Origin of the sequence: Microtetraspora malaysiensis (assembly GCF_001528665.1) — a bacterium.
GTDB classification, from domain to species: domain Bacteria; phylum Actinomycetota; class Actinomycetes; order Streptosporangiales; family Streptosporangiaceae; genus Microtetraspora_A; species Microtetraspora_A malaysiensis.
Map to the genome: position 1 here is coordinate 42,718 of NZ_BBYJ01000040.1, position 24,689 is coordinate 67,406.

Genomic DNA, 24,689 nt, shown 5'->3' on the forward strand with positions numbered 1-24,689 from the left:
CTTCCTTTACTTGAACGATCCAATGATGCCTTACTTCTCTTTGAACGTTCAAACCCACGGAAAGGGACTCTATGCCTGAAAAGGTGACGATCGCCGACGTCGCTCGTCACGCCGGCGTCTCCCGCCAGACGGTTTCGAACGTGCTCAACACACCTGAGGTCGTCCGCGAGGAGACCCGGCGGCGGGTGCTCGACGCGGTGGAGGAGCTCGGCTACCGCGTCAACCAGGCCGCCCGCCAGATGCGTACCGGCAGGTCGCGGCTCATCGCCACCCGCATCGAGCCGGACCGCGACGGCATCAACGGCTCGGTCCTCGACCGCTTCCTGCACGGCCTCACCGAGAGCGCCGCGCGCGCGGGCTACCGGGTGCTGCTCTACACCGCCGACGACGACACCGCCGAGATCGCGACCTTCGCGGACCTGCTCGGCGCGTACGAGCCGGACGCCTTCGTGCTGACCGGCACCCACCACGGCGACATCCGCACCTCGTGGCTGCTCGACCGGAGCATGCCGTTCGTCACCTTCGGCCGCCCGTGGGGCGTGCCGGACGGTACGCCGCACGCGTGGGTGGACGTGGACGGCGCCGCCGGCACCGCCGCCGCCACCCGCCACCTGCTCGACGCCGGCCACCGCCGGATCGGCTTCCTCGGCTGGCCCGCCGGGTCGGGCGTCGGCGACGACCGGCGGGAGGGCTGGGCCCGCACGCTGCGCGCCGCCGGCGTGGACCCGGCGGGGCTCGACCGGGCGACCAGCGACGGCGTCGACGACGGTGAGGCGGCCGCCCGCGAGCTGCTCGAATCCGGCGACCCGGCGACCGCGCTCGTCTGCGTGAGCGACTCGCTCGCGCTCGGCGCGCTGCACACCGTGCGCTCCCCCGGCGCCGCCACGCCGGCCGAGCACCGGGCGGGACCGCCGGTCGCCGTGATCGGGTTCGACGACACACCGGTGGCGAAAGCCGTCGGCATCACCAGTCTCAGCCAGCCGCTCGCGGAGGCGGCGGCGAGCTGCGTCACGCTGCTCACCCGCCTCCTCGACGGCGACAGCCGCCCATCCGGGTCCTCGGGGGACCCGCACCCGCACGTGCTGCTCCAGCCCTCGCTGGTCGTTCGGCGTTCGGGTTGACCCGTGGCAGTTCCCCACTCCCCAGAGAACCAAGAAGATCAGGAACGCCCATGAATCGCGCAACTCTCAGGAATGCGGCGCTCGGCTCGCTGGCCTGCGCCGGCCTCCTCACCTCGGCGGCCTGCGGCAGCGGGTTCGACGACAAGCCGGCCGCACCGGCCCAGCAGAGTGCCGGCCCGGCCTCCCTGCAGATCCTCATCGGCTCCTCGGGTGACGCCGAGACGACCGCCGTACGGCAGGCCGCCGACGCCTGGGCCAAGGCCAGTGGATCGACGGCGACGGTCACCCCGGCGCAGGACCTCTCCCAGCAGCTCGGCCAGGCGTTCGCCGGCGACAACCCGCCGGACGTCTTCTACGTGGACGCGTCGCGCTTCGCCGACTACGCGAGCGTCGGGGCGCTGGAGCCGTACGGGGACCGGATCGCCAACTCCGAGGACTTCTACGAGAGCTTGCGCGCGACCTTCACCCGCGACGGCAAGCTCTACTGCGCGCCGAAGGACTTCTCCACGCTGGCGCTGATCGTGAACGACGGCCTGTGGAAGAAGGCCGGGCTGACCGACGCGGACGTGCCGACCACGTGGGAGCAGCTCACCTCGGTGAGCGAGAAGCTGTCGGCCAAGGGGATCACGCCGCTGGCCGTGGGCGACACCCGCGACCGGATCGGCGCGTTCATGGTGCAGGCGGGCGGCTGGATCACCAGCCCGGACGGCAAGCAGGCGACGGCCGACTCGCCGGAGAACGCCAAGGCGCTCGAATACGTGCAGTCCCTCCTCAAGAAGAAGTACGCGCAGTTCCCCAAGCAGCTCGACGCGGGCTGGGGCGGCGAGGCCTTCGGCAAGGAGAAGGCCGCCATGACGATCGAGGGCAACTGGATCAAGGGCGCGCTCACGGCCGACTTCCCCGACGTGAAGTACTCGGTGCACGAGCTGCCCGCCGGGCCGAAGGGCAAGGGCACTCTCTCCTTCACCACCTGCTGGGGCGTCTCCGCCAAGAGCAAGTACAAGGAGCAGGCGATCGACTTCGTCCAGGCGATGACCACGGCCGACCAGCAGATGGCCTTCGCCCGGGCGTTCGGCGTGATGCCGTCGCGCCAGTCCGCCAAGGACGCCTACACCACGGAGTTCCCGGGCGACACCCCGTTCGTCAACGGCGCCGAGTACGCCCAGGGCCCCGTCAACGCGCCGAAGATGGAGAGCGTGCTGGCCGACTTCGACACCGGCATCCAGAAGCTCACGTCCACCTCCCCCGCCTCCGTCCTGGAGCGGCTGCAGAAGAACACGCAGGCGGCCCTCGGGAACTGACCCCCGGACATCCGTCCCGGGGCGCCCGCCCCGGGACCCGGCCCCCGGCCCCGCCACACCGCGACGGCCGGGGCCGGCGAGTGACCTGCGAGACGGTGGAAGGAGGTCGGCGTGGCCGACATGACCGCCCCGGCCGGCGGACCTGTGCCGGAAGCGCGGAGGCCCCGGCGCTCCGCCGCCGCCCGGGAGGGCATCGCGGGCTGGCTCTTCGTGGCCCCGGTCGTGGTGATCCTGGGCCTGTTCATGCTGCTGCCGATCCTGATGGCCCTGTGGGTGAGCCTCACCGAGTGGAACGGCCAGGGCAGCCCGTTCCGGGCGGGCGTGCCGTTCGTCGGGCTGGACAACTACACGCGGCTGTTCACGGAGGAGGGCCTGGCCCGCCAGGACTTCATGACGAGCATCCGCAACAACTTCTACTTCGTGCTGATCGTGGTGCCGGCGCAGACCGTGCTGGCGCTCGGGCTGGCTGTGATCGTCAACAGCCGGCTGCTCAAGGGCCGGACGTTCTTCCGCGTGGCGTTCTTCTTCCCGTCGGTGACCAGCTCGGTGGCGATCAGCGTCGTCTTCCTCTTCATCTTCGCCAACTCGGGAGCGGTGAGCCGCCTGCTGGAGCTGGTCGGCATCAACGGGCCGCAGTGGTTCTCCGACCCGCGCGGCACGCTGCACCTGCTGCTCGGCGCGCTCGGCCTGGTCGATCCGGACGCGCCGCCGGCCGCGCTCACCGGTGGCGGGCCGTTCGGCCTGTCCTGGTGGGAGTGGCTGTCCGGGCCGAGCGTGGCGATGGTCACCATCATCGTGCTGGTCGTCTGGACGACCTCGGGGACGTTCATGCTGATGTTCCTGGCCGCGTTGCAGGACATCCCGGTGACGCTGGAGGAGGCGAGCCGGCTGGACGGCGCCGGACGCCGGCAGACGTTCCGGTACGTGACCCTGCCGCTGCTGAAGCCGACGCTCTTCCTGGTGCTGACGCTCGGCACGATCGCCACCTGGCAGGTCTTCGACCAGGTCTACGTGATGAGCCAGGGCGACCCGGCGAAGACCACGCTCACCCCGGCGTACCTGTCGTACAAGACGGCGTTCCGCAACTTCGACTACGGCCCCGGCACGGCGATCTCGTTCGTGCTCTTCGTGATCATCGTGGTGCTGGCGCTGGTCCAGCGCTGGGTCCTGCGGGACCGGGACGCCGTACCGCGCCCCGGCCGCCGGGCCAGGAAGGGGAAGGCGTGACATGGCGGTGAGCACCGACGCCGCCCGGCGCTCGACGCGGGAGGGACGGCGGACCGGCGACTCGGAGGGCGCGCGGAGGCTCGCCTCCACGTTCGCGGGTTACTTCATCCTGATCTTCTTCGCGCTCGTCTTCCTCTATCCGTTCGTGATCCAGATCGCGAACTCGTTCAAGACCGAGCCGGACGCGGCCGCAAACCCACTGTCGCCCATCCCCGACCCCGTCACGCTCAACGCGTACGAGAAGGTCTTCCTGAACACCGACCTGCCGCTGTGGCTCGGCAACTCGCTGCTGGTGACGATCATCATCACCGTGGGGCGGGTCTTCCTGGACTCGCTCGCCGGGTACGCCCTGGCCCGGCTGCGCTTCCCCGGGCGCGGCGCGCTGTTCTCCGCGATCGTCGCCGTGATCGCCGTGCCCGGCGTGGTGCTGTTCATCCCGAAGTTCCTGGTGCTCAACCAGCTCGGCCTGTACAACAGCTACACCGCGCTGATCCTCCCGGTGATCGCCGACGCCGCCGGCGTCTTCATCATGAAGCAGTTCTTCGAGTCGATCCCGGTCAGCGTCGAGGAGGCCGCGCGGATCGACGGCGCGGGAGTGTTCCGCACGTTCTGGTCGGTGGTGCTCCCGATGGCCAGACCGGCGCTGCTCACGCTGACCATCATCTCGTTCCAGGGCACCTGGAACGAGTTCGCGCACACCCTGGTGGCGGTGCAGAGCCCCGAGCTCTTCACGCTCCCCCGCGGTCTCGCGGACCTGGTGAGCGGCTCGCTCGGCAAGGGCAACCAATATCCGCTCAAGCTCGGCGCGGCCGTACTCGCCACGATCCCGGTCGCGGTCATCTTCGTCGTCTTCCAGCGCTACTTCGTCCGCGGCGCCAACGAGGGAGCCGAGAAGGGCTGACGCTAGAAGAAGACGACGGTCCCCGCGTCCACCCGCCGCCGGAAGGCCCACCACATCCACGCCTGCGCCGCGGCGAGCAGCGGCAGCGCGACGAGGGCGAAACCGCCGAGCGTGCTCAGAGTGGCGTCGTCCGCCGCCGCGTCCGGCAGGTCCCAGGCGAGCCGGATGAGCAGCACGGCGACGGGGGACGCGGCGGCGAGGGAGGTGAGCGTGAGCGCCCGGCCGTGCCTCCCTCGCCGCACCGCCGCGCTCGCGGCCCACAGGGCGGCCGCGCCCAGGCCACCGATCAGGACGGCGGGGAGCAGGACCTCCCACCGCTTCGGCAGCACGAGGACGGCCCCGGCCGACACAGCGAGCGCGAGCAGGCCCGCGGCCGGGCGCAGCAGCCGCACCGCCGTCGCCTCGGCCCGCTTCACCAGATCTCCCGACAGCCGGGCCGCGAGGAAGACGGCCCCGTGCGCGGCGAACAGCGCGACCAGCGCCACCGCCCACAGCAGCGGGTACGGCCCGGCCAACCGCGCCGCCCCCGCCGTCGTGCCCGCCGGGGGGAGGCCGGCGAGCGCGGCCCCGGTGAACAGGCCCCAGAAGGCGGCGAACGCGGCGCTGGTCACGACGAGCATCCGGTCCCAGCCCGCCCGCCAGCCGAGCGACGCGCGCCGGCTGCGGAACCAGACGGACACGTCGCGCAGCACCCAGGCGAGCAGACCCACCACGACCAGCGGGTACATTCCGCCCTGCGCCCGGTCCTCGACCAGTGGGAACGCGCCGGCGAGCACGCCGCCGACGGCCACCAGCCACACCTCGTTGCCGAGGAAGAACGGGCCGATCGCGGTGAGGAGCGCCCGCCGCTCCCCCTCCGTGCGGCCGACCCGGCGCAGCAGCAGACCGGTGCCGATGTCGAAGCCGTCCACCATGAAGTAGCCGCAGAACAGCAGCCCCAGCAGGACCGCCCATACGAGATCCACCGTTTCCTCCTGTGTTCAGTAGGCCGTCAGACGGTCCCTGGCGGGTTCGGCGAGTGTCGTCCCGAACAGCGTGTGGCGGGGTCCCCTGCGGGCGTAGGTGGCGATCAGCCAGTAGTCGAGGACCACGAGCAGCCCGAGTACCAGGGTGAAGCCGACGTAGGAGGCGAGCACGAGTCCGGGAGGGACGTCCGACACCGCCTGCTCGGTGGTCAGCAGGCCGTACACCGCCCAGGGCTGCCGGCCCACCTCCCGCACCAGCCAGCCCGTGATCATCAATATGAACGGCACCGGCAGCATCACGACCAGCGCGTAGAGCGGCACGCGCAGCCGTATCAGCCAGTTCCGGAACAGCAGCACGAGGCAGGCCAGGGTGGCGAGGGCGAGGACGAAGGCGCCGTTCATCATGATCTGGTAGAGAATCGCGATCCACGAGGGCGGCGCGAAGTCGCCGGGGCCGAACCGCTGCAGCATCAGCTGCCGGGCGGCCTCCAGCCGGGCCGGCTCCTGGTATATGACGGCGAGCTTCATCGGCTGGTACCGCTCGATCGCGACCTCCTGCAGGAAGCCGAAGTGGATGATCGAGAACGCGCCGACGGGGGCGGCGACGACGCCCCACCGCAGCGAGCGGCGGAAGACCTCCACCTCGTCCGTCCGCCGGATGAAGTGCCAGGCGCTGATCCCGGCCACGAACAGCCCTCCGGCCAGCAGCGCCGCCGACACCACGTGCGGCAGCGAGTCGGTCAGGCTGTCGTTCCGCAGCAGCGCGCCGAAGTCGGTCAGGTACGCCCGGCCGTCACGCATCTCATGGCCGACGGGGTTCTGCAGGAAGGCGTTGGCCGCCAGGACCCACAGCGCCGAGGCGTACGCGGCGACCGCGACCAGCCAGATCAGCGCCAGGTGGATCCACTTGGGCAGCCGGTTCCAGCCGAAGATCCACATGCCGAGGAACGTCGCCTCGACGAAGAAAGCGATCAGCGTCTCCAGCGCCAGCGGCGCCCCGAAGACGTTGCCGGCGACCTCCGACAACCCGCCCCAGTTCAGCCCGAACTGGAACTCCATCACCAGGCCCGTGACGATGCCCAGGGCGTAGTTGATGACGTACAGCGTGCCCCAGAACTTCGTCATGCGGGCGTAGACGGCCTTGCCGGAGACCGCGTAGGCGGTCTGCATGCCGGCGACGAACACGACCAGCCCGAGCGAGAGGGTCACGAAGAGGAAGTGGAAGGAGGTCGTGGTCGCGAACTGCAGCCGTGCCAGGAGAAGGGTGTCCATATCGCTCCGAGTGCTTCCGTCACCGGACAGGCCTGATCACGGTGATCAAGCCTGTCACGGCGTGGCGGAGGAGGTCATCGGACCGAGGGCGGCTTGCCCGGCTGCTCCCGGCGGAGCAGTCCCCGAGGCCGGCTACTCCTGGCGGAGTACCGAAGCCGGCATCCCGGTGGCCGCGGCCGCGGACGCGGCCGGTTGCGCCGGGACGCTCAGGGGTCACGGAACCCGCGGTCAGGGACGCGGGCGCGGGTGCACCAGGCCGGAGTCGAAAGCGAACACCACGAGCTGGGCGCGGTCGCGCGCCGACAGCTTCGTCATGGCCCGGCTGACGTGCGTCTTGGCCGTCGCCGGGCTGACGACCATGCGCTCGGCGATCTCCTGGTTGGACAGCCCGGCGGCGACGAGCGCCACGACCTCGCGCTCCCGCTCGGTGAGCACGTCCAGCTCCGGCGTCGCGGGCGCGTCCACGACACGGCCGGCGTACTCGGCGATCAGACGCCGGGTCACGCCGGGGCTGAGCAGCGCGTCCCCGGCCGCGACCACCCGGACGGCCTGCAGGAGCTGGGCGGGGTCGCTGTCCTTGACGAGGAAGCCGCTGGCCCCGGCCCGCAGCCCCTGGAACACGTACTCGTCCAGCTCGAACATGGTGAGGATGACGACCCGTACCGTGGCGAGGCGGGGGTCGCCGACGATCCGCCGGGTGGCCTCGATGCCGTCGAGGACCGGCATCCTGACGTCCATCATCACGACGTCGGGGAGGAGGTCGGCGGCCATCTCGACGGCCTCGCCGCCGTCGGCCGCCTCGCCAACGACCTCGATGTCCGGTTCCGAGCCGAGCAGGGCACGCAGCCCCATCCTGATCAGCGGCTGATCGTCGGCCAGCAGCACCCTGATCATGCCGCCGCGCTCCGCACCGGTAGCCTCGCCCGCACCAGGAACCCCTTCCCCTCCACCGGTCCGGCGGTGAACTCGCCGCCGACGGCCATGACCCGCTCCCGCATCCCCACCAGTCCGTTGCCCTCGTAGAGCGGCCCGCCGCCCGGCACCCCTACACCGTCGTCCGCGACCTCGACGAACACGTCCCGGCCGGTGAGGCGGACGGTCACCTCCGCGTGGCCCGCCCCCGAGTGGCGGATGACGTTCGTGAGCGACTCCTGAACGATGCGGTAGACGGCCAAATCCACCATGCCGGGCAGCTCGGACCTCGCCTCAGGCAGCGTGACGGACACCTTCAACCGCGCCTCTCGCGCGCGTTCGACCAGTTCGCGCAGGCGGTCCATCCCGGGGGCCGGGGCGAGGGGACGCCCGTCGTCGTCCACGGCGCGCAGGACGCCGAGCATACTGCGCAGCTCGACGAGTGCGTCCTTGCTCGCCTGGCGGATGGCGCCGAGAGCGGCGCGGGCCTGCCTCGGGTCGCGGTCGATCAGATGCTCCGAGACACCGGCCTGGAGGTTGATCACCGAGATGCTGTGCGCGAGGACATCGTGCAGCTCCCTGGCGATGCGCAGCCGCTCCTCGGTGACCCGGTGCCTGGCCTCCTCCTCGCGGGCCCGTTCGGCCTGCGCCGCCTTCTCCCGCTCAGCGCGCAGGCGCTCGCGGCGGCCGCGCGCGACCTCGCCCGCTACAAGGATGACCGCGAGCCAGGTCGCCAACCACACCACGCCCTGCGTATCGGGGGCGTGGTCCCACATCGCGCCGAGCAGGTACGTGGCGAGGGCCCACACCGGCGTCGCGACGACGGCGACGATCCGGCGTCCGGCACCTGCGGCGTTGAAGATCGCGACGGCGGGCGCGATGGTGAACGCCCCGCCCGGGAGGTCGAAAGCCTGGTAGCACAGCGCGCCGGCCATCACCGCGACCAGCGTGCGCGCGGGAGCCGTCCGCCGGGCGGCGAGCGGCGCCGCCGTCCCGGCCAGGATCAGATATCCGGCCCACTCGGGCAGCAGGCCGGGCTCGGACGTCCGGGCGATGACGGCCGTCGCGCCCATCGTGACGACGGCGACCACCACCGCCGCCAGGAGGTCGCTCGCGGTCTGGCCCCCATCACGTCTCACGTCCCCGGCCTCCTGTCGGATCTCCCGCCTCCGGCCCCCGGCGCGACCTGTGTCTTCGGGCCCGCCCGCCCGGCGGTCACACCGGGCTTTCCCGCCCGATTTCCGCGATTTCCATCGGCCCCGCCCGATTCGACGACACATTGTTTTCGACGAATTGATATCTCACCTCGGGAATCGACGGAACAGGAACCGATATTTCATCGCCGATCCGCGACGCCGTCGGCCGAGTATGGTGGCGTCCAGATCCGTCTCGCGACCATGGTGAGGGAGCGAATGCACGCCGCCAGTTCCTGATCATCGCCGTCCCCGGACACCTTCCGCCCACGGGTGACGGCACTCGGCCTTGTGCGCGCGCCGCGCGTCCGCCCCGGCTGCCGGCGCGCTGCCGGGGTGCTCCGGCTCGCGACGCTCGCCGTCGGCATGGTCTGATAGCGGACATAACGTCAGATCGCGCGCGGGCCCGAGTCCCTGGGCCGGACCCGGCACGCGGCACGGCAACAGGAGGTGCGATGCCGTACCAGATGCCGACCTCACGGCAGGTCAGGAGAGATCTCGGCCGGGGCGGTCGCCGACCGGTGCGGAGGTCGTCGTGACCGGACTGCTGGACGCCCTGGTCGACGACGCCGGGCTCTTCCCGCCGACGTCCCTCGACATGCCCTCGGCCGTACGGCGGCACCGGGCGGACCTCGCCGCCGCCGAGCCGATGCTGGCGCACCGGTTCCTCTGCCCCGCCGCGCGGATCGGCGAGTTCCTCGCCGAGCTCGCCCCCGAGGACCGGGTACGGATCATCCTCATCGGCGGCGCCGACCCCGCGCAGACGCGGGAGGCGATCCGCACGGTGATCGACGCCCCGGCGCTCACACTCGCCGGGATCGAGTGGGCGCTCGCGCCGCTCGCCCCCGCCACGTCCGGCACCGAGCCGATGGCCGCCGCTCTCGACGTCGCGCTGCGGGCGCTCGCCGAGGGAGGCGCGGGCCCGGACGTCATCCTGTTCGCCGAACCCGCGGACGTCACCGGGGCGGCGGCCCTGACGGCCGCGCTCGCCGCGCGCCGGGAGTCGGCCGGGCGGCCGCTCGGGTTGAAGCTGCGGTGCGGCGGCGTCCAGCCGGAGCTGTTCCCGCCCGCCGCCGACCTGGCCACGGCGCTCGTCGCCGCCGCGGGCACCGGAATCCCGGTGAAGGCCACCGCCGGCCTGCACCACGCGGTACGCCACACCGACCCGGCCACGGGGTTCACCCACTTCGGGTACCTCAACGTGCTGCTCGCCTCGGCGCAGGCCGTACGCGGCCGGAGCGCGGACGAGGTCGCCTCCGTCCTGCTGGACACGGACGCGGGACGGCTCGCGGACCTGGCCCGTTCGCTCACCCCGGAGGAGGTGCGCCGGGTCCGGGCAGGCTTCGCCTCCTACGGCTCGTGCAGCACGTCCGTCCCGGTGCGCGAGGCCGCCGACCTGGGGCTGTCCGAGCGCGCCGCCTCCCCCGCCGGGGGCCGTTCGCCCAGGTGATCAGGGGATTCGGCTGGGGCCGGCCCGCATGATCTCCGATAACCGCCGCGGGGTGGGGCGTCAGGGGCGTGCGGCGAGCCTCAGGGGGCCGATCAGGGAAATGCCGGATGGGTGAGGCACACGCCTTCCGGTACGTTGCTGATCATGGTTGATCATGCGGTCCTCCTTGAGGAAGTGACCAGGACATATGGAAAGGGCGCAACCGAAGTAGCCGCGCTCCGGCGGGTCAGCATCGGATTCCCGCGCGGCAGTTTCACCGCGGTGATGGGCCCGTCGGGGTCAGGCAAGAGCACGCTGCTGCAGTGCGCGTCGGGGTTGGACCGGCCGGACTCGGGGGCGGTTCGCATCGCCGGGCAGGACATCACCCGGTTCGGGGAGAACGAACTGGCGGTGCTGCGCCGCGACCAAGTCGGCGTCATCTTCCAGGCGTTCAACCTGGTGCCGTCGCTGACCGCCTGGCAGAACGTGATCCTGCCCAGCAGCCTGGCCAGGCGGCGGCCCGACCCCTCACGCGTGCGCGAACTGCTGCACCGGGTCGGTCTCGCCGGTCGGGAAGGGCATCGACCGGCGCAACTGTCCGGCGGCCAGCAGCAGCGCGTGGCGATCGCCCGCGCCCTGCTCGGCAGGCCGGAGGTGCTGTTCGCCGACGAGCCGACGGGGGCGCTGGACCGCCGCACCGGGCACGAGGTGCTGGCGCTGCTGCGGGAGGCGGTCGACGCGTTCGGCCAGACGGTGGTCATGGTCACGCACGATCCGGAGGCGGCGGCCCAGGCGGACAGAGTGCTGTTGCTGACCGACGGGCGGATCGTCGAGGTTTTGGACAGGCCCTCGGCCGACCAGATCGGCATGCGGTTGGGCGGCCGCCGGTGACGCTCGTACTGGCCTGGAACAACGTACGAACCAATCGGATGGGCTTCGCCGCTTCGTTCGCGGCGGTGGTCTTGGCTGTGATGCTGGTCGGCGGTAGCGGTCTGGTGGTCGTCGGCGCGGCCACACGTGCCGAGTTGAACGGCATCATGGGGTTGCTGGTGCTGTCGGCCGTGGTGTCGGGGTTCGTGTCGATCTTCGTGGTCGCGGGCATTCTGAGCCTGCACGTGCTGCGGCAACGCAGGACATGGGCGCTGCTGCGGTCGGTCGGCATGACGCCGCGGCAGGTGAGCAGGCTCATCACGGCGGAGGCGCTGGTGGTGGCCGTGCTGGCGAACGTGGCAGGCTGCGTGCTGGCCGTCCCGTACGCCGCACTGATGGCGGCGTTCATGCAAATGACCGGGCTGGCGCCAGGCGGCGTCCCGGTCAAGGTCACGACGGGGCCGTTCATCGTGGCGCTGGTGGTCGGGCTGGCGGTGACGCTGTTGGCGGCCCGGGTCGCGGCGCGCAAGGCGGTAGGCGTGGGCCCGCTGGAGGTGCTGCGGGACAGCGCGGTGCAGCGGCGACTGCTGCCCTGGCCCAGGGCGGTAGCCGGAGGGGCGGCGCTGGCCGGCGGTGCCGTGCTGTTGTGGCTGGTGCCGCAGGTCAAGCTGAAGAGCGCGGCGCCGACCGCGCTGGGGGCGACGATGGTGCTCTGCGTGGGCGCGTCCGCGCTGGGCCCCGTCGCGGTGCGTGGGATGGGATGGCTGCTCGGAGCCGTGGCGGCCCGGCTCGATCCGGGTGCTGGGATGCTGGCCAGGTCCTCGCTGGTCGCTCAGCCGCGCCGGGCGATGTCGGCGGCGTCTCCGGTGATGTTGACCGTGGCGCTGGCGTGCACCTTCTTGTTCGCCGTGGAGACCACCGACGCGGCGGCGGGTGTCACCCGTACCGGGCCGTCGGTGTGGGTAGCCCCGATGTTGGTGGGGTCTGCGGTGGTCTACACCGTGATCTCGGTGCTGAACTCGACGGCCATGACGATGGCCGAGCGGGCCGGGGAGATCCGGTTACTGCGCACGGTGGGGACCAAGCCACAGCAGCTCGCAAGAGCGGTGTGCTGGGAGACGTTGATCGTGACCTGCGCCGGGACCCTGCTCGGAACGGGCATCGCCGCCGCCTCACTCGCCATGCTCGGCAAGGCCGAAACCGGCGAGCTGCGGTTCGCCTACTCACTGCCGCAGTACGCCGGGCTGGTGCTGATCTGCACGCTGAGCGGCCTGGCCGGAGGACTGGCCGCCACGCGGCGGGCACGGCACGGGGCGCTTCTGCCCGATTGAGCTTGAAGGCGCGCCGATGCACCCTGCCCGCTCACGGCAACCTGGGGGCCGCGGTCGCCAAGCTCCCATCGGCCCTTCCCCGAGCCGAGCGGCCCATCGGGCCGCGCTCGGGGTCCGGTCACTTCCCCTTGGGAGAGGCCGACGCGCTGGGAGACGATGCGCTGGCGGAGGTGATGAGCTTGGGCGCGATCAGCTTCATCAACGCCAGCACATCCGCGGCGTTGTCCCGCCCCTTCACCCCGTACACCAACTGGACACTGAGCTCCGCCTTGCCACGGGCGAGCACTGCCTGCGCGGCGTACTTGTCCTCGTGTGGATCTTTGAAGTAGTACCCGATGGAGCCGGGGACGATCTCCGGCAACAGCGTGGCTCCTTCGAGCTCCTCCTCCACCTCGCCCGGAACTCTGGCCGGCGTGAGGATGACCTGCAAGACCTTAGGCCGATCACCGTCTCGCCGATAGACCGCACAGCTCCCATCCCCAAAGTCCGCCGAAAGATCGAAGAAGCCGCGTACCAAGGGATTGCGCACCCCGGTCATCAGCTCCACCGCCTTCAGCGGGATCTGGTCACAGATGTAGGGCGGGGCCGCCACCGTCGGCAGCGGAGTGAGGTCTGCCGTCGTCTGTTCGTTCTCGCATGCCGTCGACAAGGCCAGGACACAGGCGAGCGCGGCCGTTATGGCGATTCGTGTCCTCATCATGAGTACTGGGCGAAACCGTCGGAGAAACTCTGGTTAAGGCGAAGCTCGACGTCGCGCCAGAGATCTCCCGAGGGCCCCTCGTATAGCCATCGATCGTAGGCGTCCAGTCGGCGGGTCTTCTCGGTGCTGTTGTTCGTCGTCTTGTCGATCATCTCCTCCTTTGTCATGAGGGTCCGGCCGTCATCTTTCAGGAAGTTGTTGGGATTGTCTCTGGGATCGCCTCCGTCGCGCAGGCCTTCAAGAGAGGCCCACGGATGTGTGGGGGCGGGAGGATCAGCCGACCCGAACAGCCCGTGGTTGAGCATCGCCTGGGCGGTGAGGTCGTGCACGAGGGTCCGCGTCTGCTCGACGGCGGCGTTGGCCTGGCGGCGGGCCTTGGTCTCCGCGCCGCCGTCACTCTTGAAGGCGTCCTCGATCAGGCCGGTCCAGGCTCCGGCGCTTCCAGCGATGATCGGCCACTTTCCTGACTGTGGGATGGCCAGCGCGGTGTTGACCACTCCGGTGAACACCTTCATCTTCAACTGCTGCACTTCATCCAGCGCCTTGCCTTCATCGATCTTGGCCAGGCCGGCCGCATCGGTGATCAGGCCGAAGCCGGCGCCCACTCGTTGCGCATTGGTTTTGAGCATGCCGTCGCCCTGCCCTGCGGCTATTTGGGTAGCTGCGTGGTCGAGCAGCCGTCCGGTGAAGACGGTCTGCGCCATGAGGACAGGTGTGAAGGCGTCGACATCCGCGAACGCTTCACGCGCCACCCACCGGACCTCCTGCTGGTCGAACTTCGCCCCCCACGGATCAGGCCCCGGTGCGCCGGGATTATCTGCGCCCGCGGCACCGGGCACGGCCCGGTCGGATTTCTGAGCAGCACGGTCGATGTCGGCGATGTAGCCGGCAAGGATGCGGCCGGTGCTGGGTGGGTGGATGAATGACGCGGGCGGATAGCCCTTCTCGATCCGGCCGGCCTCGATGTGGACGAGCTCCGACGCCAGCTTGGCCGACAGGTAGCCGCGCGAGGGGTTCTGCGGCGAACCGTCGTGGTCGCGGAAGGTGAGGGTGGCGGCCTCCAGCGCCTTGCCCAGCGCCACTCCCTTGTCCGCCATGCCGCGCTCGGTCAGCAGCCGCTTCAACGTGGTCGGGTCGCCGGCGAAGAAGTCCTGGGCCGCCACCGGATCACGGCTGAGCGCCTCCATGAGCGCGGTCATGACGCCCGGATCCTGTCCGGTCGGCGCCTTGGAGACGTTCCGATCCCATGCGTCGAGCTTCCTGGCGGCGGCGAGAAGGAAACCGGTGGCGAAGGTGCCCTGCTTGAGCGCCAGCGCTACCGCGTGTCCCTCGCGCCATCCGACGCCGAGATCGGTGGTGAGCTCGTCCCGCCAGGTGTCGCTCAGCCGCGAGCTCGCCGTCCCCAGCATCTTGGCGAGGGCGGTCTGCAGCCGCTTGGCCTCCTTGTCGTCCCGCCGCTCCGCGGTGTCGGCCATCAGCTTCCGGTACGCCGTCGCGCCCATGGCGTTCATCAGCGCGGTGGCGAACGCCGAATCGCCGGTGCGCTTCTCGAGCGCGGCCAGCGCCTCCTTGTCCACCTCGCCCGTGTCGCGGCCCCGGGCGAGCGCGCCGAGCGCCGCGTACACGTCCGGGTCGCCGCCCGCCTTGCCGTACTGGGACTCGTTGAAGGCGGCGAGGGCGATAGGTCCGGCGGACGCGCCCCACTCGGAGCGTTCGGACCGGATGGTGTCGCCGCGCCGCCGCAGGTCGGGGCGGCTCGATTCGATCCAGCTCCGCGCCTCGCGCAGCGCGCTCAACCCCGAGGTGTCCAGGTCGAGCCGTTGCAGCACGCCGCGGATCACCTGCTCGTTGCGGCCCAGCGCGTCCTCCGCCCTCCCCAGCGCCCGCTCGAAGGCGTCCATCCGCGCGGGGTCGATGCCCGAATATCCCTCGGTCGCGCTCGTGCCGCCCGGCGGGGCGGGGACGCGGGACGGCCCGCCGCCGGAGGCTCCCGTGGCGCCGGCGCCGCCCGCCTTGAGGGGCGCCGACGGCTCCGGCGTGGGCTGCGGCGTCGGCGACGGCTGCTCGTGTGGCTGGGACGGCGGCGGGGACGGGTCGGTCGAGGGCCGCGGGCTCGGCGACGGCTGGGGTAAGGGGTGGGCCATGAGGGCGATGGACTCCAGCGCGGTCGGCGGGACGCGACGACTCCAGCGAGAGTAATTTCGATTTTCCGCCGCGTAAAGATATCCGTCAGATCGGATATGTCCCATACTCGGAGCGCGCCCGCCCCGGGCGGAATCGGAGGTCACGGTGACGACCGCACTGCCCGCGAACACCCCGGCGGCGGCGCTCGCCGCCGAGGGCCTGCCCGCGTTCGTCTACGACCTGGCCGAGCTGGACGCGCACCTGCGGTCGGTACGCGCGGCGCTCGGAGACATCGAGCTCTACTACGCGGTCAAGGCGAACCCCGACCCGGAGCTCCTCCGGGTCCTCGCCCGGCACGTCGACGGGTTCGAGGTCGCCTCGGGCGGGGAGCTGGCGCACGTACGGGAACTGCACCCCGGCCTGCCGGTCGCCCTCGGCGGACCGGGCAAGACCGACGCGGAGCTGTGCGGTGAGGTCACCCGGCTCCATGTGGAGAGCCCCGGCGAGCTGCTGCGGCTGCTCGCGTCCGGGCGCTCCGCCGACGTGCTGCTCCGGGTCAACCTGGACGTCCCCGTCGAGGGCGCGTCCCTGGCCATGGGAGGCGGGGCGACGCCGTTCGGCATGGACCCGGCCGCGATCGACGAATGCCTGCAACTGCTCCGCGCGCAGGACACGGTCCGGCTGCGCGGGATCCACGCCCACCTGGCCAGCGGGCTCGAGGCACGGCCTCTGCTGGAGCTGGCCGCGGCCGTCCTGGACTACGCGCGGGGGCTCGGGGTCACCGAGGTCAACCTCGGCGGCGGCATGGCGGTCTCCTACGCCGAGCCGGAGCGGCGTTTCGACTGGGACGCCTACGGACGGGGCCTGGCGGCGCTGCGCCGGCCGGGTGAGACGCTGCGGATCGAGCCGGGACGGTCGCTGACCGTCTACTGCGGGCGGTACGTGACGCGGGTGATCGACGTCAAGCGGGTGCACGGGGAGCTGTTCGCCGTCGTGGCGGGCGGCACCCACCACATCCGCACGCCGGCGACCAAGGGCCACAGCCAGCCGGTGGTCGTCGGCGAGCCGGGCGAGCCCGTCACGATCGTGGGGCAGCTCTGCACCCCCAAGGACGTGCTCGCCCGGCGCGTGCCGATGCGCCTGGAGCGAGGCGACGTGGTGGAGTTCACCATGGCCGGCGCGTACGCGTGGAACATCTCCCACCACGACTTCCTGATGCATCCGAAGCCGGGCTTCCACTACGTCGGGGGGTGAGGGGGCGCCGCCGGGAGGCGGGGAGTGAGGAAGGCAGGGAGTCAGGGAGGCGGGAAGTCAGGGGAGCGTGACGAACTTGCCGAGGAACGCGCGAGCGGTGGCGCTGTCGAGGCGGTAGTCGAGGTTCGTCGCCTTGCACGCCTCGTCGTCTCCGCTGATCGTCGTCGCCACGAGCAGGTGGGAGGTACGGTCGCCGAGGAAGTTGGGGCCGCCCGAGTCGCCGAAGCAGGTGCCGCCGTCCTTCTTCGCCGGGTCCAGGGAGAGCTTGAGCCACCTGGGGGTGAGGGCCTCGAAGGAGATGGACGTCTGGCTGCGCGCGTCCGTGTAGATGTACCGGCGCCCGTGCGCGCCCTTCTTGGGGTTGAGCGAGCCGTACCCGACAGGGGTGAACTGGGACGTCTGCAGGGTCTTGTCGGCCTTGAGCTCGTCGAGCAGGCCCTTGGTGGGGAGCGTCGCGGGGGTGATGTCCGTGATCGGGGTGTCGAAGATGACGACGGCCATGTCATGGAGCTCGGAGTTCTTGCCGAAGCGGGAGTCGGCCACGTAACGGCCGGTGTAGAGCTTGTCGCCCTTTTTGTACTTGCTGACGAAGGACACGCGGGCGGTCTTCTTGCCGTCCTTCCCCTTGTGGACGTCCTCGCCGCAGTGGGCGGCGGTGAGGAAGACGGTCGAAGAGATCAGCGTGCCGGTGCAGAACGACCAGGTCCCGTCGCTGTGCGGCTTGTCGGCGATGAGGGCGCCGACCTCAGGATGGTCGGTTCCGTCGGCGGTGCCGTTCGTGATGGCCTCCGCGGGACCGGCGATGACGACACCGAGCAGCAATGCGGCAGGAAGCATGACAAAAGGGACAAAACGCATTCCCGCACTGTAATCGGACATGGGTGTTGCGTGACACGCTTGTGGCGAAAGATCACCAAAAGATCTACGTGCGGCAGGGTTCGTCGCAGAAGGTCGGCAAATGACATCGGCCGACCGGCACAGAGCCCGGTCGGCCGATGACGAGAGAGGCGAGGGTCAGGACACCTGCGACGGCGCGCTGTTCGAGCAGCACCGCTGGAAGCTGCAGACCACCGGCATGACATTCATGAACCTCGACTGGGCCAACCGCGACGCGGCCTGCTTCGTCTGCGTGGCGTGCCGCCGGATTCACTGGTTCCACCTCTGACGGGAGGCGGTGACGCCGGGCCCGGGGTCAGGAGTGGATCTGAAGCCCTTCGGAGGACTCCAACCCCGCGCCGTCCGGGTGGAGGACGAACAGCCGGGCCAGGTCGTCGACGCGGTAATGGAAGCGCCCCGCCTGGCCGGTGTCGACCACCGAGACGAACCGGGCCTCGACCAGGATGCCCAGATGGTCCACGGCGGAGCCGTGGTCCAGGCCGCAGACGGCGGCGACGGTGCCGGTGGTGAACTCGCTCCGCCCGAGCCGCGCCAGCCGGGCCAGGGTCGGCCGGACCTCCTTCCTCATCCGGGCGTAGCTCTGCCGCAGGCCGTCCCGTACGGCGAGGTCGGCGACGCTCAGCTCGTCGAGCCGGCGGTGCTCGTCGCGGAGCAGCGCGACGAGACCCTCCAGCGGCCAGTGCGGCCGCGCGGCGAGCCGGGCGGCGCAGACACGCACCGCGAGAGGGAGCCGGTCGCACAGCGCGACCAGCTCCGCGGCGGCGGCGGGCTCCGCCGTCACTCGCTCGTGCCCGACGACCGCCGAGAGCAGCTGGATGGCGTGGTCGGCGTCGAAGCGGTCGATCTCGACGATCCGCGCGCCGCCGACGCCGACCAGCCGCGACCTGCTCGTCATCAGGACGCCGCACGTCGGCGCGCCGGGCAGCAGCGGCCGCACCTGCGCCTCGTCCGCCGCGTCGTCCAGGACGACCAGCATCCGGCGGCCGCTCACCAGGCTCCGATACAGCGCGGTGCGCTCGGCCGGGTCGTCCGGGACGGCGTTCTTGGCCACCCCGAGCGCCCGGAGGAAGCGCCCGAGCACGCGGGCCGGGGACTCCGGGATGCCCGCGCCGCGCAGGTCGGCGTATAACTGCCCGTCCGCGTACGCGCCCTCGAGCCGGTGGGCGATGTGCACCGCGAGGGTGGTCTTGCCCGCCCCGGCCGGGCCCGTGACGCCCGCGACGACCGCGGTCGTCCGGGACGCGTCGTCGAGCAGCCCGCTGAGGTGGTCGAGGAGCACCGCGACGGCCTTGCTGCGCCCGGTGAAGTCGGCGATGTCGGGCGGCGTCTGGCGCGGGACGACGAGGTGGTCCCGGCTCACCACGTGGGATCGGTCCAAACCGCCGGACGGCGGAAGGTCCTGGTTGAGCACCGTCAGGTAGGCGTGCTGGGCGTCCGCGCTCGGCGCGATGCCCAGTTCCTCGGCCAGCCGGCTGCGCAGCCGCTCGTACTCCATGAGGGCCTCGGCGGGCCGGCCGCAGGCGGCGTGCAGTTCGATCAGCCGGGTGTGCAGCGGCTCGTCGAACGGTCGTGTCCGGGCGAGGGCGCGAGCGCGGGGCAGGACCAGCTCGGGCATCTGGACCGAGATGGCGAGCACGGCCAGCCGCTGCAGGCACAGGGCGTGCTCGTCCTCCAGGGCGCGCACCTCCGACTCCTCCCGCACCCCCTCGGGGGCGCCGTCCAGCACGGGGCCGTGCCAGAGTTCGAGCGCGCCCATCAGCGCGGCCAGCCGCTGGTGCGGATCGGTCCCGGGGGCGTCGAAGTCGGCCGCGAGCGCGGCGCGGAACCGGGCCGCGTCGAGGAATCGGCCCGGCAGCCGCAGCCGGTAGCCCCCGCCGACGTGCTCGACCTCGGCGACCCCGCCCACCTTGTCGCGCAGCCAGGAGCGCAGCCGCGACACGGCCGTGCGCAGGGCGATGGTGCTGCCCACGCCGTGCCCCCACACCTGCTCCAGGAGCCGCCCCTCGGGGATGATCTCGCCGTTGTGCAGCAGAAGCACCGCGAGGAGCATCCGCGGATGGCGCGCGGGCAACGCCAGCGCGGTGCCGTCCACCCGGACCTGGAGCGGCCCGAGAATCTGGAAGTCGTACGCGGGACCGATTCTGTCAATGATCACTGCCGGTTCCCCCGCCTGAGCCACTCGTGGATCGCCGCGAAAGGTCAAATCAAAGCCGCATTAGCCGCAATTGCGGACGTAGCAATCATACGGCTAATGATCGGCAACGGCTGGCCTTTAACGTCCGTCTGTCAGTAAGTCGCCAGTCATCACCGATGGCGTAACAGGGCGGCGGAAGATCCGAAATGGTGAGCAACGTGCGGGAAATCCGGTGATGCGACACACCGTAGTCGATCGATTCTTGGACGTCGTCAGGAGCTCCCCCGATCGCGTCGCGGTGCTCTCCCCCGGTTCCCCGGTCACGTACGCGGAGCTGGCGGCGGCGGCCGGCGGGATCCAGCACCTCATCGCGGCGGCGGGAGGCCGTCCCGGCTCCCGCGTCGGCCTGCTCACCGGACACGACGCCCAGGTCATCGCCACGATCATGGGGGCGCTGCTCGCCGGCTGCGTCTACGTGCCGCTGGACCCGGCGTACCCGGCGCCGCGGCTGGCGTACATGCTCGACGACGCCGACGTGAGCGTGCTGGTCACCACCCGGAGGCACGAGGCGTTGGCCCGGACCCTGCTCGGGGACCGGCCGGGCCCGATCGTCTTCATCGAGGACGCGACCCCGACGCCGCCGTCGGCCTGCGCGGCCGTCGAGCCGGACGGGCTGGCGTACCTGCGCTACACCTCCGGATCGACCGGCATGCCGAAGGGGGTCGCGCAGAGCCACCGCAACCTGCTGCACTGCGTCGGCAACCAGATCGACAGCCTCTCGATCACCCCCGAGGACCGGCTCAGCCTGCTCGCCTCGGTCAGCTTCGACGCGTCCATCCCGGACATCTATCCCGCGCTGCTGACCGGCGCGACCGTCGTACCGATCGACGTACGCGCCCTCACTCCGGCCGAGCTGGTACGCCGCCTCGCCGACAGCGAGGTGACCGTCTACCACTCCACGCCGACGCTCTACCGGTACGTGCTCGACGCCCTCGGGCCGGACGGCCGATTGCCGTCCGTACGCGCCGTGCTGCTCGGCGGCGAGCGGGTGACCAGGGACGACGTGCTCGCGGGCCGCGGCCGGTTCGCCGACGCGTGCCTCTTCGTCAACGGGTACGGCGCGACCGAGGCCACCTTCGTGGCCCACCACCACACCTCCTTCGACGTGCGGGACGCCTTCCCCGAGGCCGGGCCGCTGATGCCGATCGGCCGCGCACTTCCCGGCTACGACGTGGTGCTGCTGGACCCGGGCGGCGACTCGGCCGAGGACGACTGCCGCGTCGAGGGTGAGATCGCCCTCCGCGGCCTCCACCTGGCGCTCGGGTACTGGCGGGACCCGGAGCGCACCGCCGAGCGCTTCACCACCGACCGCCAGGGCAGGCGGATCTACCGCACCGGAGACCTCGGCCGCCGGCTGCCCGACGGCACGCTGATCTGCCTGGGCCGGCTGGACCGGCAGATCAAGGTGCGCGGCTTCCGCGTGGAGCCGGCCGAGGTCGAGACGCACCTCACCGCGCGGCCCGGCGTGGCCAAGGCCGTGGTCTCGCTCTCCGGCGACCGGCTCGTCGCGCACGTCCAGCCCGTCCCCGGGGCGGTCCTCGACCCGGCCGCGCTGCGCCGTTCCGCGGTGGAGAACCTGCCGGACCACATGGTGCCCGCGGCGGTCATGGTGCTCGACGCGCTGCCGCTCACGCCCACCGGCAAGGTGGACGTGCGGGCGCTGCCCGCCCCGGCCGCGGCCCGTTCCGGCGAGCCGCCCGCCACGCCCGCCGAGGAGGCGGTCCACGCCGCCTGGTGCGCGGTGCTCGGCGTGACCGAGGTCGGCGTGACCGAGCCCTTCTTCGACGCCGGCGGCCACTCCTTGCTGCTGGGACGGCTCCAGCGTCGGCTCACCGACCTGGTCGGCGAGCCGTTCCCGATGACGGCGCTGTTCGAGCACGCGACGGTGCGCGCGCAGGCCCGCGCGCTGCTGGAACAGGCCGCCCCGCCCGCCGCCGCACCCACCGCCACGCCCCCGGCCCCCGCCGTACGCGACGACCATGACGAAGACGACGGGGAGTACGACGACGAACTCGACGGCCGGATCGCGGTGGTCGGCCTCGGCTGCCGGTTCCCCGGCGCGCCCGGCCCGGCCGCGTTCTGGTCCGTGCTGGCGAACGGCGTGGACACCATCTGGGACTACTCCGATGCCGAACTGCGCGCGCTCGGCATCGGCGACCGGCTGCTCGCCGACCCCGCGCACGTCCGCTCCGGCGGGAAGCTGGACGGGGTGGCGGACTTCGACGCGGAGTTCTTCGGATTCACCGCCGACGAGGCCGCCCGCACCGACCCGCAGCACCGGCTCTTCCTGGAGACCGCCTGGGAGGCCCTGGAGGACGCGGGGTGCGACCCGGAGCGGTTCGACGGGCAGGTCGGCGTGTTCGCCTCGACCTCGGCCAACCGATATTTCCTCTTCCACCTGTTCGGCAACCCGGCCGCCGGCTCGCCGGACGACCCCGACGACTGGGAGGGGCGGATCCTGCCGCACCAGCGGTCCGACCACCTGCCGGGGCAGGTCGCGTACCGGCTGGGCCTGACCGGCCCGGCGGTGGCGGTGCAGACCGCCTGCTCCAGCTCCCTGGTCGCGGTGGGCCTGGCCGCGCAGAGCCTCGCCGACCACCGGTGCGACCTCGCGCTCGCGGGCGGCGTCACCGTCACCTGGCCGCGCCACCGGCACACGCCCGGCGGGATGGTCTCCCCCGACGGCCGGTGCCGCGCGTTCGACGCCGCGGCGGCGGGCTCCGGGTTCTCCAGCGGCAGCGGCGTGGTCGCGCTGAAGCGGCTCGCCGACGCGCTGGCCGACGGCGACCACGTGTACGCGGTGATCCCCGGCTGGGGCGTCGGCAACGACGGCGCGGCCCGGGCGGGCTTCGCCGTACCGGGTCTGGCCGGGCAGGTGGCTGCGGTGACCGACGCGCTCGGCGACGCGGGCGTCGCACCCGACGAGATCGGCCTGGTGGAGGCGCACGGCAGCGGCACGCCGCTCGGCGACACCATCGAGGTGGAGGCGCTGACCCGCGCCTTCCGCGCGGCCGGGGCGCGCGGCACCGGCCACTGCGCCCTGGGCGCGGTCAAGACCAACATCGGCCACACGGACGCCGCGGCCGGGATCGCCGGGTTCATCAAGGCGGTCCTGTCGGTGTGGCACGGCGAGATCCCGGCCAACCTGCACGTCGACTCCCCCAACCCGCAGCTCGACCTCGACCGCGGACCGTTCTACCTGCCCGCCAAGACGGCGCCCTGGCCGGAGGGCGGCCCCCGGATCGCCGGGGTGAGCGCGATCGGCATCGGCGGCACCGGCGCCCATGTGCTGGTGGCCGAGGCCCCGGAGCCCGCGGCGCGGGCGGAGCCCCGGGCAACCGGCCGGTTCCGGCTCCCGGTGTCCGGGCGCACCCCCGAGGCGCTGCGCGCGGCGATCGTCCGGCTGCGCGACCACCTCGCCGCCAACCCGCACCTGCCGCTCGCCGACGTGGCGTACACGCTGGCCGCCGGACGCCGCTCCTTCGCGCACCGGGTGGTGGTGGAGTGCGGCGACCTCGCCGAGGCGATCGCGGCGCTCGACCCCGACCGGCTCCTGTCCGGCGCCGGCGCGGCGGAGCCGTCCTCGGGCCCCTCCGCTCCGCCTGTCGCGGGGCGGCGGGTGCCCCTGCCGACCTATCCCTTCCAGCGACAGCGTCACTGGATCGACCCGCCGGGAGGCGACTCATGACCACACTGACCGCCCGCTGGTTCCGCTGCCCGCGGCCGGCGCCGCATGCGGCGGCCCGGCTGTTCTGCCTGCCCTACGCCGGGGCGGGCGCCGGCGTGTTCCACCCGTGGCCCGCCGCTCTCGCGCCGGTCGCCGAGGTGCACGGCGTCCAGCTCCCCGGCAGGGAGAACCGGATCGCGGAGCCCGCCGAGCTCGACCTGCTCGAACTGGCCGCCGCGCTCGCCGACGCCGTGGCCTCCGACGCCCGGCCGTACGCGCTGTACGGGCACTCGCTGGGGGCCCGGATCGCGTTCGAGCTGATCCGGGAACTGCGCCGCGACGGCAAGCGGCTGCCCGATCGGCTCTACGTGGGTGCGGCGCGCGCGCCGCACCTGGCCGCGACCTCGAGGTTCGACGGGCTCTCCCGCCTGCCCGACGACGAGCTGGTGGCGCGGGTCGTGGCCGGGGGCGGCGTGCCCGAGGTGGTCGCGGAGGAGCCCGAACTGCTCGAACTGCTGCTGCCGGCGCTGCGGGCCGACTTCACCATGCTGGACGACTACGTCTACCAGCCCGAGGAGCCGCTGCCGGTGCCGATCACGGCCTTCTCCGGCACGCTCGACCCGTCCGTGTCCATGGAGCAGACGGCCGCGTGGGAGGAGCTCACCGCCGCCGGGTTCACGCTCCACCGTGTCGAGGGCGGTCACTTCTTCCTCCAGGACGGCGAGGCGGAGCTGCTCGCCCTGCTTTCGGCCGACCTCATGACGCTCGGAGGTGCCTGATGGCGAAGGTGACGCTGGGGAACACCGGCTGGGCCGTCTGGCCGGACGCGCTGCTGCGCACCACCGGCTTCCCGGCCGCCGGGCTGGACGCCTTCACCGCGCCCGCCGCCGCTGCCGCCGCCGACGACCTGCTCGCCGGCCACGGCGACGCCGAGGTCTTCGACAAGGTCTTCGCCGAGGCGATCGCGGCCGGAGCGGCCAAGATCTGCGAGATCGCCGCCGACCCGCTCTTCCGCGAGGCGGTCACCTGGCAGAACCCGGACATGCTCTTCGCGCTGGACGGGATTCTGTCGAAGGGGCCGGGGGCGAACCGCACCTCGCGCCGCCGCGTCCGCGAGCGCGCGGTGGCCCGCTACTGGCAGCGGTACTGCGCCAAGAACGAGACCATCGGCTTCTTCGGCCCGGTCTGCTGGATCACCGTCGCCGACTCCGACCAGCCGCTCGACATCCGCCCCGGTCCCGCGCTGCTGCGTGAGCGGCGGGTCACCTTCGAGAGCTGGGCGGTGGCGGCCTATGCCGACCACCTGGCCGCCACCGCCCAGCTCTCGAAGG

Annotated in this window: 20 protein-coding genes; 12 read left to right on the forward strand and 8 right to left on the reverse strand. The window is 72.0% G+C overall.

The features are described 5' to 3' along the window. Nucleotides 1–71 precede the first annotated feature (71 nt). The 4 genes from AWQ71_RS37245 to AWQ71_RS37260 all read left to right on the forward strand — a co-directional run bounded on the left by AWQ71_RS37245 (nucleotide 72) and on the right by AWQ71_RS37260 (nucleotide 4,550). On the forward strand, nucleotides 72–1,121 hold the full coding sequence (locus AWQ71_RS37245; RefSeq protein ID WP_067143300.1) for a LacI family DNA-binding transcriptional regulator: 1,050 nt from the start codon (nucleotides 72–74) through the stop codon (nucleotides 1,119–1,121). Between the two features lie 50 nt (nucleotides 1,122–1,171). Beyond that, entirely contained in the window at nucleotides 1,172–2,422 is a 1,251-nt protein-coding gene (locus AWQ71_RS37250; protein WP_067143303.1) for a sugar ABC transporter substrate-binding protein, read from the forward strand. A gap of 120 nt (nucleotides 2,423–2,542) precedes the next feature. Then, on the forward strand, nucleotides 2,543–3,649 hold the full coding sequence (locus AWQ71_RS37255; RefSeq protein WP_084259725.1) for a carbohydrate ABC transporter permease: 1,107 nt from the start codon (nucleotides 2,543–2,545) through the stop codon (nucleotides 3,647–3,649). A gap of 1 nt (nucleotide 3,650) precedes the next feature. Then, nucleotides 3,651–4,550, forward strand: coding sequence for a carbohydrate ABC transporter permease (locus tag AWQ71_RS37260; RefSeq protein ID WP_067143305.1), 900 nt, complete (start codon nucleotides 3,651–3,653; stop codon nucleotides 4,548–4,550). A 2-nt stretch (nucleotides 4,551–4,552) separates the two neighbouring features. On the opposite strand, the gene AWQ71_RS37265 is transcribed toward AWQ71_RS37260, so the two are convergent. The 4 genes from AWQ71_RS37265 to AWQ71_RS37280 form a co-directional block, all read right to left on the reverse strand. Beyond that, nucleotides 4,553–5,515 (reverse strand): cytochrome d ubiquinol oxidase subunit II, encoded by a 963-nt coding sequence (locus tag AWQ71_RS37265; protein WP_067143309.1) that lies wholly within the window; start codon nucleotides 5,513–5,515, stop codon nucleotides 4,553–4,555. 15 nt (nucleotides 5,516–5,530) lie between these two features. After that, the gene (locus tag AWQ71_RS37270; RefSeq protein ID WP_067143310.1) at nucleotides 5,531–6,787 is read right to left on the reverse strand and encodes a cytochrome ubiquinol oxidase subunit I; all 1,257 of its coding nucleotides are present in this window, start codon (nucleotides 6,785–6,787) and stop codon (nucleotides 5,531–5,533) included. 228 nt (nucleotides 6,788–7,015) lie between these two features. Then, nucleotides 7,016–7,681, reverse strand: a complete 666-nt coding sequence (locus AWQ71_RS37275) for a response regulator (RefSeq protein WP_067143317.1) — start codon at nucleotides 7,679–7,681, stop codon at nucleotides 7,016–7,018. Further along, complete coding sequence (locus tag AWQ71_RS37280) at nucleotides 7,678–8,838, reverse strand: sensor histidine kinase (protein WP_245658911.1); 1,161 nt, start codon at nucleotides 8,836–8,838, stop codon at nucleotides 7,678–7,680. The genes AWQ71_RS37275 and AWQ71_RS37280 overlap by 4 nt, the downstream gene beginning before the upstream one ends. 589 nt (nucleotides 8,839–9,427) lie before the next feature. Between AWQ71_RS37280 and AWQ71_RS37285 the strand changes: the two genes are divergently transcribed. The 3 genes from AWQ71_RS37285 (at nucleotide 9,428) to AWQ71_RS37295 (ending at nucleotide 12,522) form a co-directional block, all read left to right on the forward strand. After that, entirely contained in the window at nucleotides 9,428–10,342 is a 915-nt protein-coding gene (locus AWQ71_RS37285; RefSeq protein ID WP_067143319.1) for a hypothetical protein, read from the forward strand. A 144-nt stretch (nucleotides 10,343–10,486) separates the two neighbouring features. Continuing rightward, on the forward strand, nucleotides 10,487–11,212 hold the full coding sequence (locus AWQ71_RS37290) for an ABC transporter ATP-binding protein (RefSeq protein WP_067143376.1): 726 nt from the start codon (nucleotides 10,487–10,489) through the stop codon (nucleotides 11,210–11,212). Then, complete coding sequence (locus AWQ71_RS37295; protein WP_157570809.1) at nucleotides 11,209–12,522, forward strand: FtsX-like permease family protein; 1,314 nt, start codon at nucleotides 11,209–11,211, stop codon at nucleotides 12,520–12,522. Before AWQ71_RS37290 ends, AWQ71_RS37295 begins: the two co-directional genes overlap by 4 nt. Before the next feature lie 118 nt (nucleotides 12,523–12,640). On the opposite strand, the gene AWQ71_RS37300 is transcribed toward AWQ71_RS37295, so the two are convergent. Continuing rightward, nucleotides 12,641–13,219, reverse strand: coding sequence for a hypothetical protein (locus AWQ71_RS37300; protein WP_157570810.1), 579 nt, complete (start codon nucleotides 13,217–13,219; stop codon nucleotides 12,641–12,643). Beyond that, nucleotides 13,219–15,366 carry a hypothetical protein gene (locus tag AWQ71_RS37305; RefSeq protein ID WP_157570811.1) on the reverse strand — a complete coding sequence of 716 codons (2,148 nt, stop codon included), beginning with the start codon at nucleotides 15,364–15,366 and terminating at the stop codon, nucleotides 13,219–13,221. Before AWQ71_RS37305 ends, AWQ71_RS37300 begins: the two co-directional genes overlap by 1 nt. 145 nt (nucleotides 15,367–15,511) lie before the next feature. On the opposite strand from AWQ71_RS37305, the gene AWQ71_RS37315 reads away from it, so the two are divergent. Further along, a complete protein-coding gene (locus tag AWQ71_RS37315) occupies nucleotides 15,512–16,600 on the forward strand; it encodes an alanine racemase (protein ID WP_245658913.1) in 1,089 nt (362 codons plus the stop codon). 57 nt (nucleotides 16,601–16,657) lie between these two features. Here the strand turns inward: AWQ71_RS37315 and AWQ71_RS37320 are convergent, their stop codons facing one another. Then, nucleotides 16,658–17,458 carry a trypsin-like serine protease gene (locus AWQ71_RS37320; RefSeq protein ID WP_067143341.1) on the reverse strand — a complete coding sequence of 267 codons (801 nt, stop codon included), beginning with the start codon at nucleotides 17,456–17,458 and terminating at the stop codon, nucleotides 16,658–16,660. A 100-nt stretch (nucleotides 17,459–17,558) separates the two neighbouring features. Here AWQ71_RS37320 and AWQ71_RS37325 point away from each other — a divergent pair, with 100 nt between their 5' ends. Then, the gene (locus tag AWQ71_RS37325; protein WP_067143344.1) at nucleotides 17,559–17,765 is read left to right on the forward strand and encodes a hypothetical protein; all 207 of its coding nucleotides are present in this window, start codon (nucleotides 17,559–17,561) and stop codon (nucleotides 17,763–17,765) included. A 27-nt stretch (nucleotides 17,766–17,792) separates the two neighbouring features. Here the strand turns inward: AWQ71_RS37325 and AWQ71_RS37330 are convergent, their stop codons facing one another. Further along, nucleotides 17,793–19,652 carry an AfsR/SARP family transcriptional regulator gene (locus AWQ71_RS37330; RefSeq protein ID WP_067143347.1) on the reverse strand — a complete coding sequence of 620 codons (1,860 nt, stop codon included), beginning with the start codon at nucleotides 19,650–19,652 and terminating at the stop codon, nucleotides 17,793–17,795. 241 nt (nucleotides 19,653–19,893) lie between these two features. Between AWQ71_RS37330 and AWQ71_RS37335 the strand changes: the two genes are divergently transcribed. The 3 genes from AWQ71_RS37335 to AWQ71_RS42335 form a co-directional block, all read left to right on the forward strand. Continuing rightward, the gene (locus AWQ71_RS37335; protein WP_245658914.1) at nucleotides 19,894–23,379 is read left to right on the forward strand and encodes an amino acid adenylation domain-containing protein; all 3,486 of its coding nucleotides are present in this window, start codon (nucleotides 19,894–19,896) and stop codon (nucleotides 23,377–23,379) included. Beyond that, on the forward strand, nucleotides 23,376–24,137 hold the full coding sequence (locus tag AWQ71_RS42330; RefSeq protein ID WP_067143352.1) for a thioesterase II family protein: 762 nt from the start codon (nucleotides 23,376–23,378) through the stop codon (nucleotides 24,135–24,137). Before AWQ71_RS37335 ends, AWQ71_RS42330 begins: the two co-directional genes overlap by 4 nt. After that, nucleotides 24,137–24,689, forward strand: a 553-nt coding sequence (locus AWQ71_RS42335) for a lantibiotic dehydratase (protein WP_174550787.1), incomplete at its 3' end; no start/stop codon positions are given. The genes AWQ71_RS42330 and AWQ71_RS42335, both read left to right, overlap by 1 nt.

Bases quoted from the DNA above. Each gene is read 5' to 3' on its own strand.
- AWQ71_RS37245 (WP_067143300.1), top strand. From the start codon at position 72: ATGCCTGAAAAGGTGACGATCGCCGACGTCGCTCGTCACGCCGGCGTC.
- AWQ71_RS37250 (WP_067143303.1), top strand. From the start codon at position 1,172: ATGAATCGCGCAACTCTCAGGAATGCGGCGCTCGGCTCGCTGGCCTGC.
- AWQ71_RS37255 (WP_084259725.1), top strand. From the start codon at position 2,543: ATGACCGCCCCGGCCGGCGGACCTGTGCCGGAAGCGCGGAGGCCCCGG.
- AWQ71_RS37260 (WP_067143305.1), top strand. From the start codon at position 3,651: ATGGCGGTGAGCACCGACGCCGCCCGGCGCTCGACGCGGGAGGGACGG.
- AWQ71_RS37270 (WP_067143310.1), bottom strand. From the start codon at position 6,787: ATGGACACCCTTCTCCTGGCACGGCTGCAGTTCGCGACCACGACCTCC.
- AWQ71_RS37275 (WP_067143317.1), bottom strand. From the start codon at position 7,681: ATGATCAGGGTGCTGCTGGCCGACGATCAGCCGCTGATCAGGATGGGG.
- AWQ71_RS37290 (WP_067143376.1), top strand. From the start codon at position 10,487: ATGGTTGATCATGCGGTCCTCCTTGAGGAAGTGACCAGGACATATGGA.
- AWQ71_RS37300 (WP_157570810.1), bottom strand. From the start codon at position 13,219: ATGAGGACACGAATCGCCATAACGGCCGCGCTCGCCTGTGTCCTGGCC.
- AWQ71_RS37305 (WP_157570811.1), bottom strand. From the start codon at position 15,366: ATGGCCCACCCCTTACCCCAGCCGTCGCCGAGCCCGCGGCCCTCGACC.
- AWQ71_RS37320 (WP_067143341.1), bottom strand. From the start codon at position 17,458: ATGCGTTTTGTCCCTTTTGTCATGCTTCCTGCCGCATTGCTGCTCGGT.
- AWQ71_RS37325 (WP_067143344.1), top strand. From the start codon at position 17,559: ATGACATCGGCCGACCGGCACAGAGCCCGGTCGGCCGATGACGAGAGA.
- AWQ71_RS42330 (WP_067143352.1), top strand. From the start codon at position 23,376: ATGACCACACTGACCGCCCGCTGGTTCCGCTGCCCGCGGCCGGCGCCG.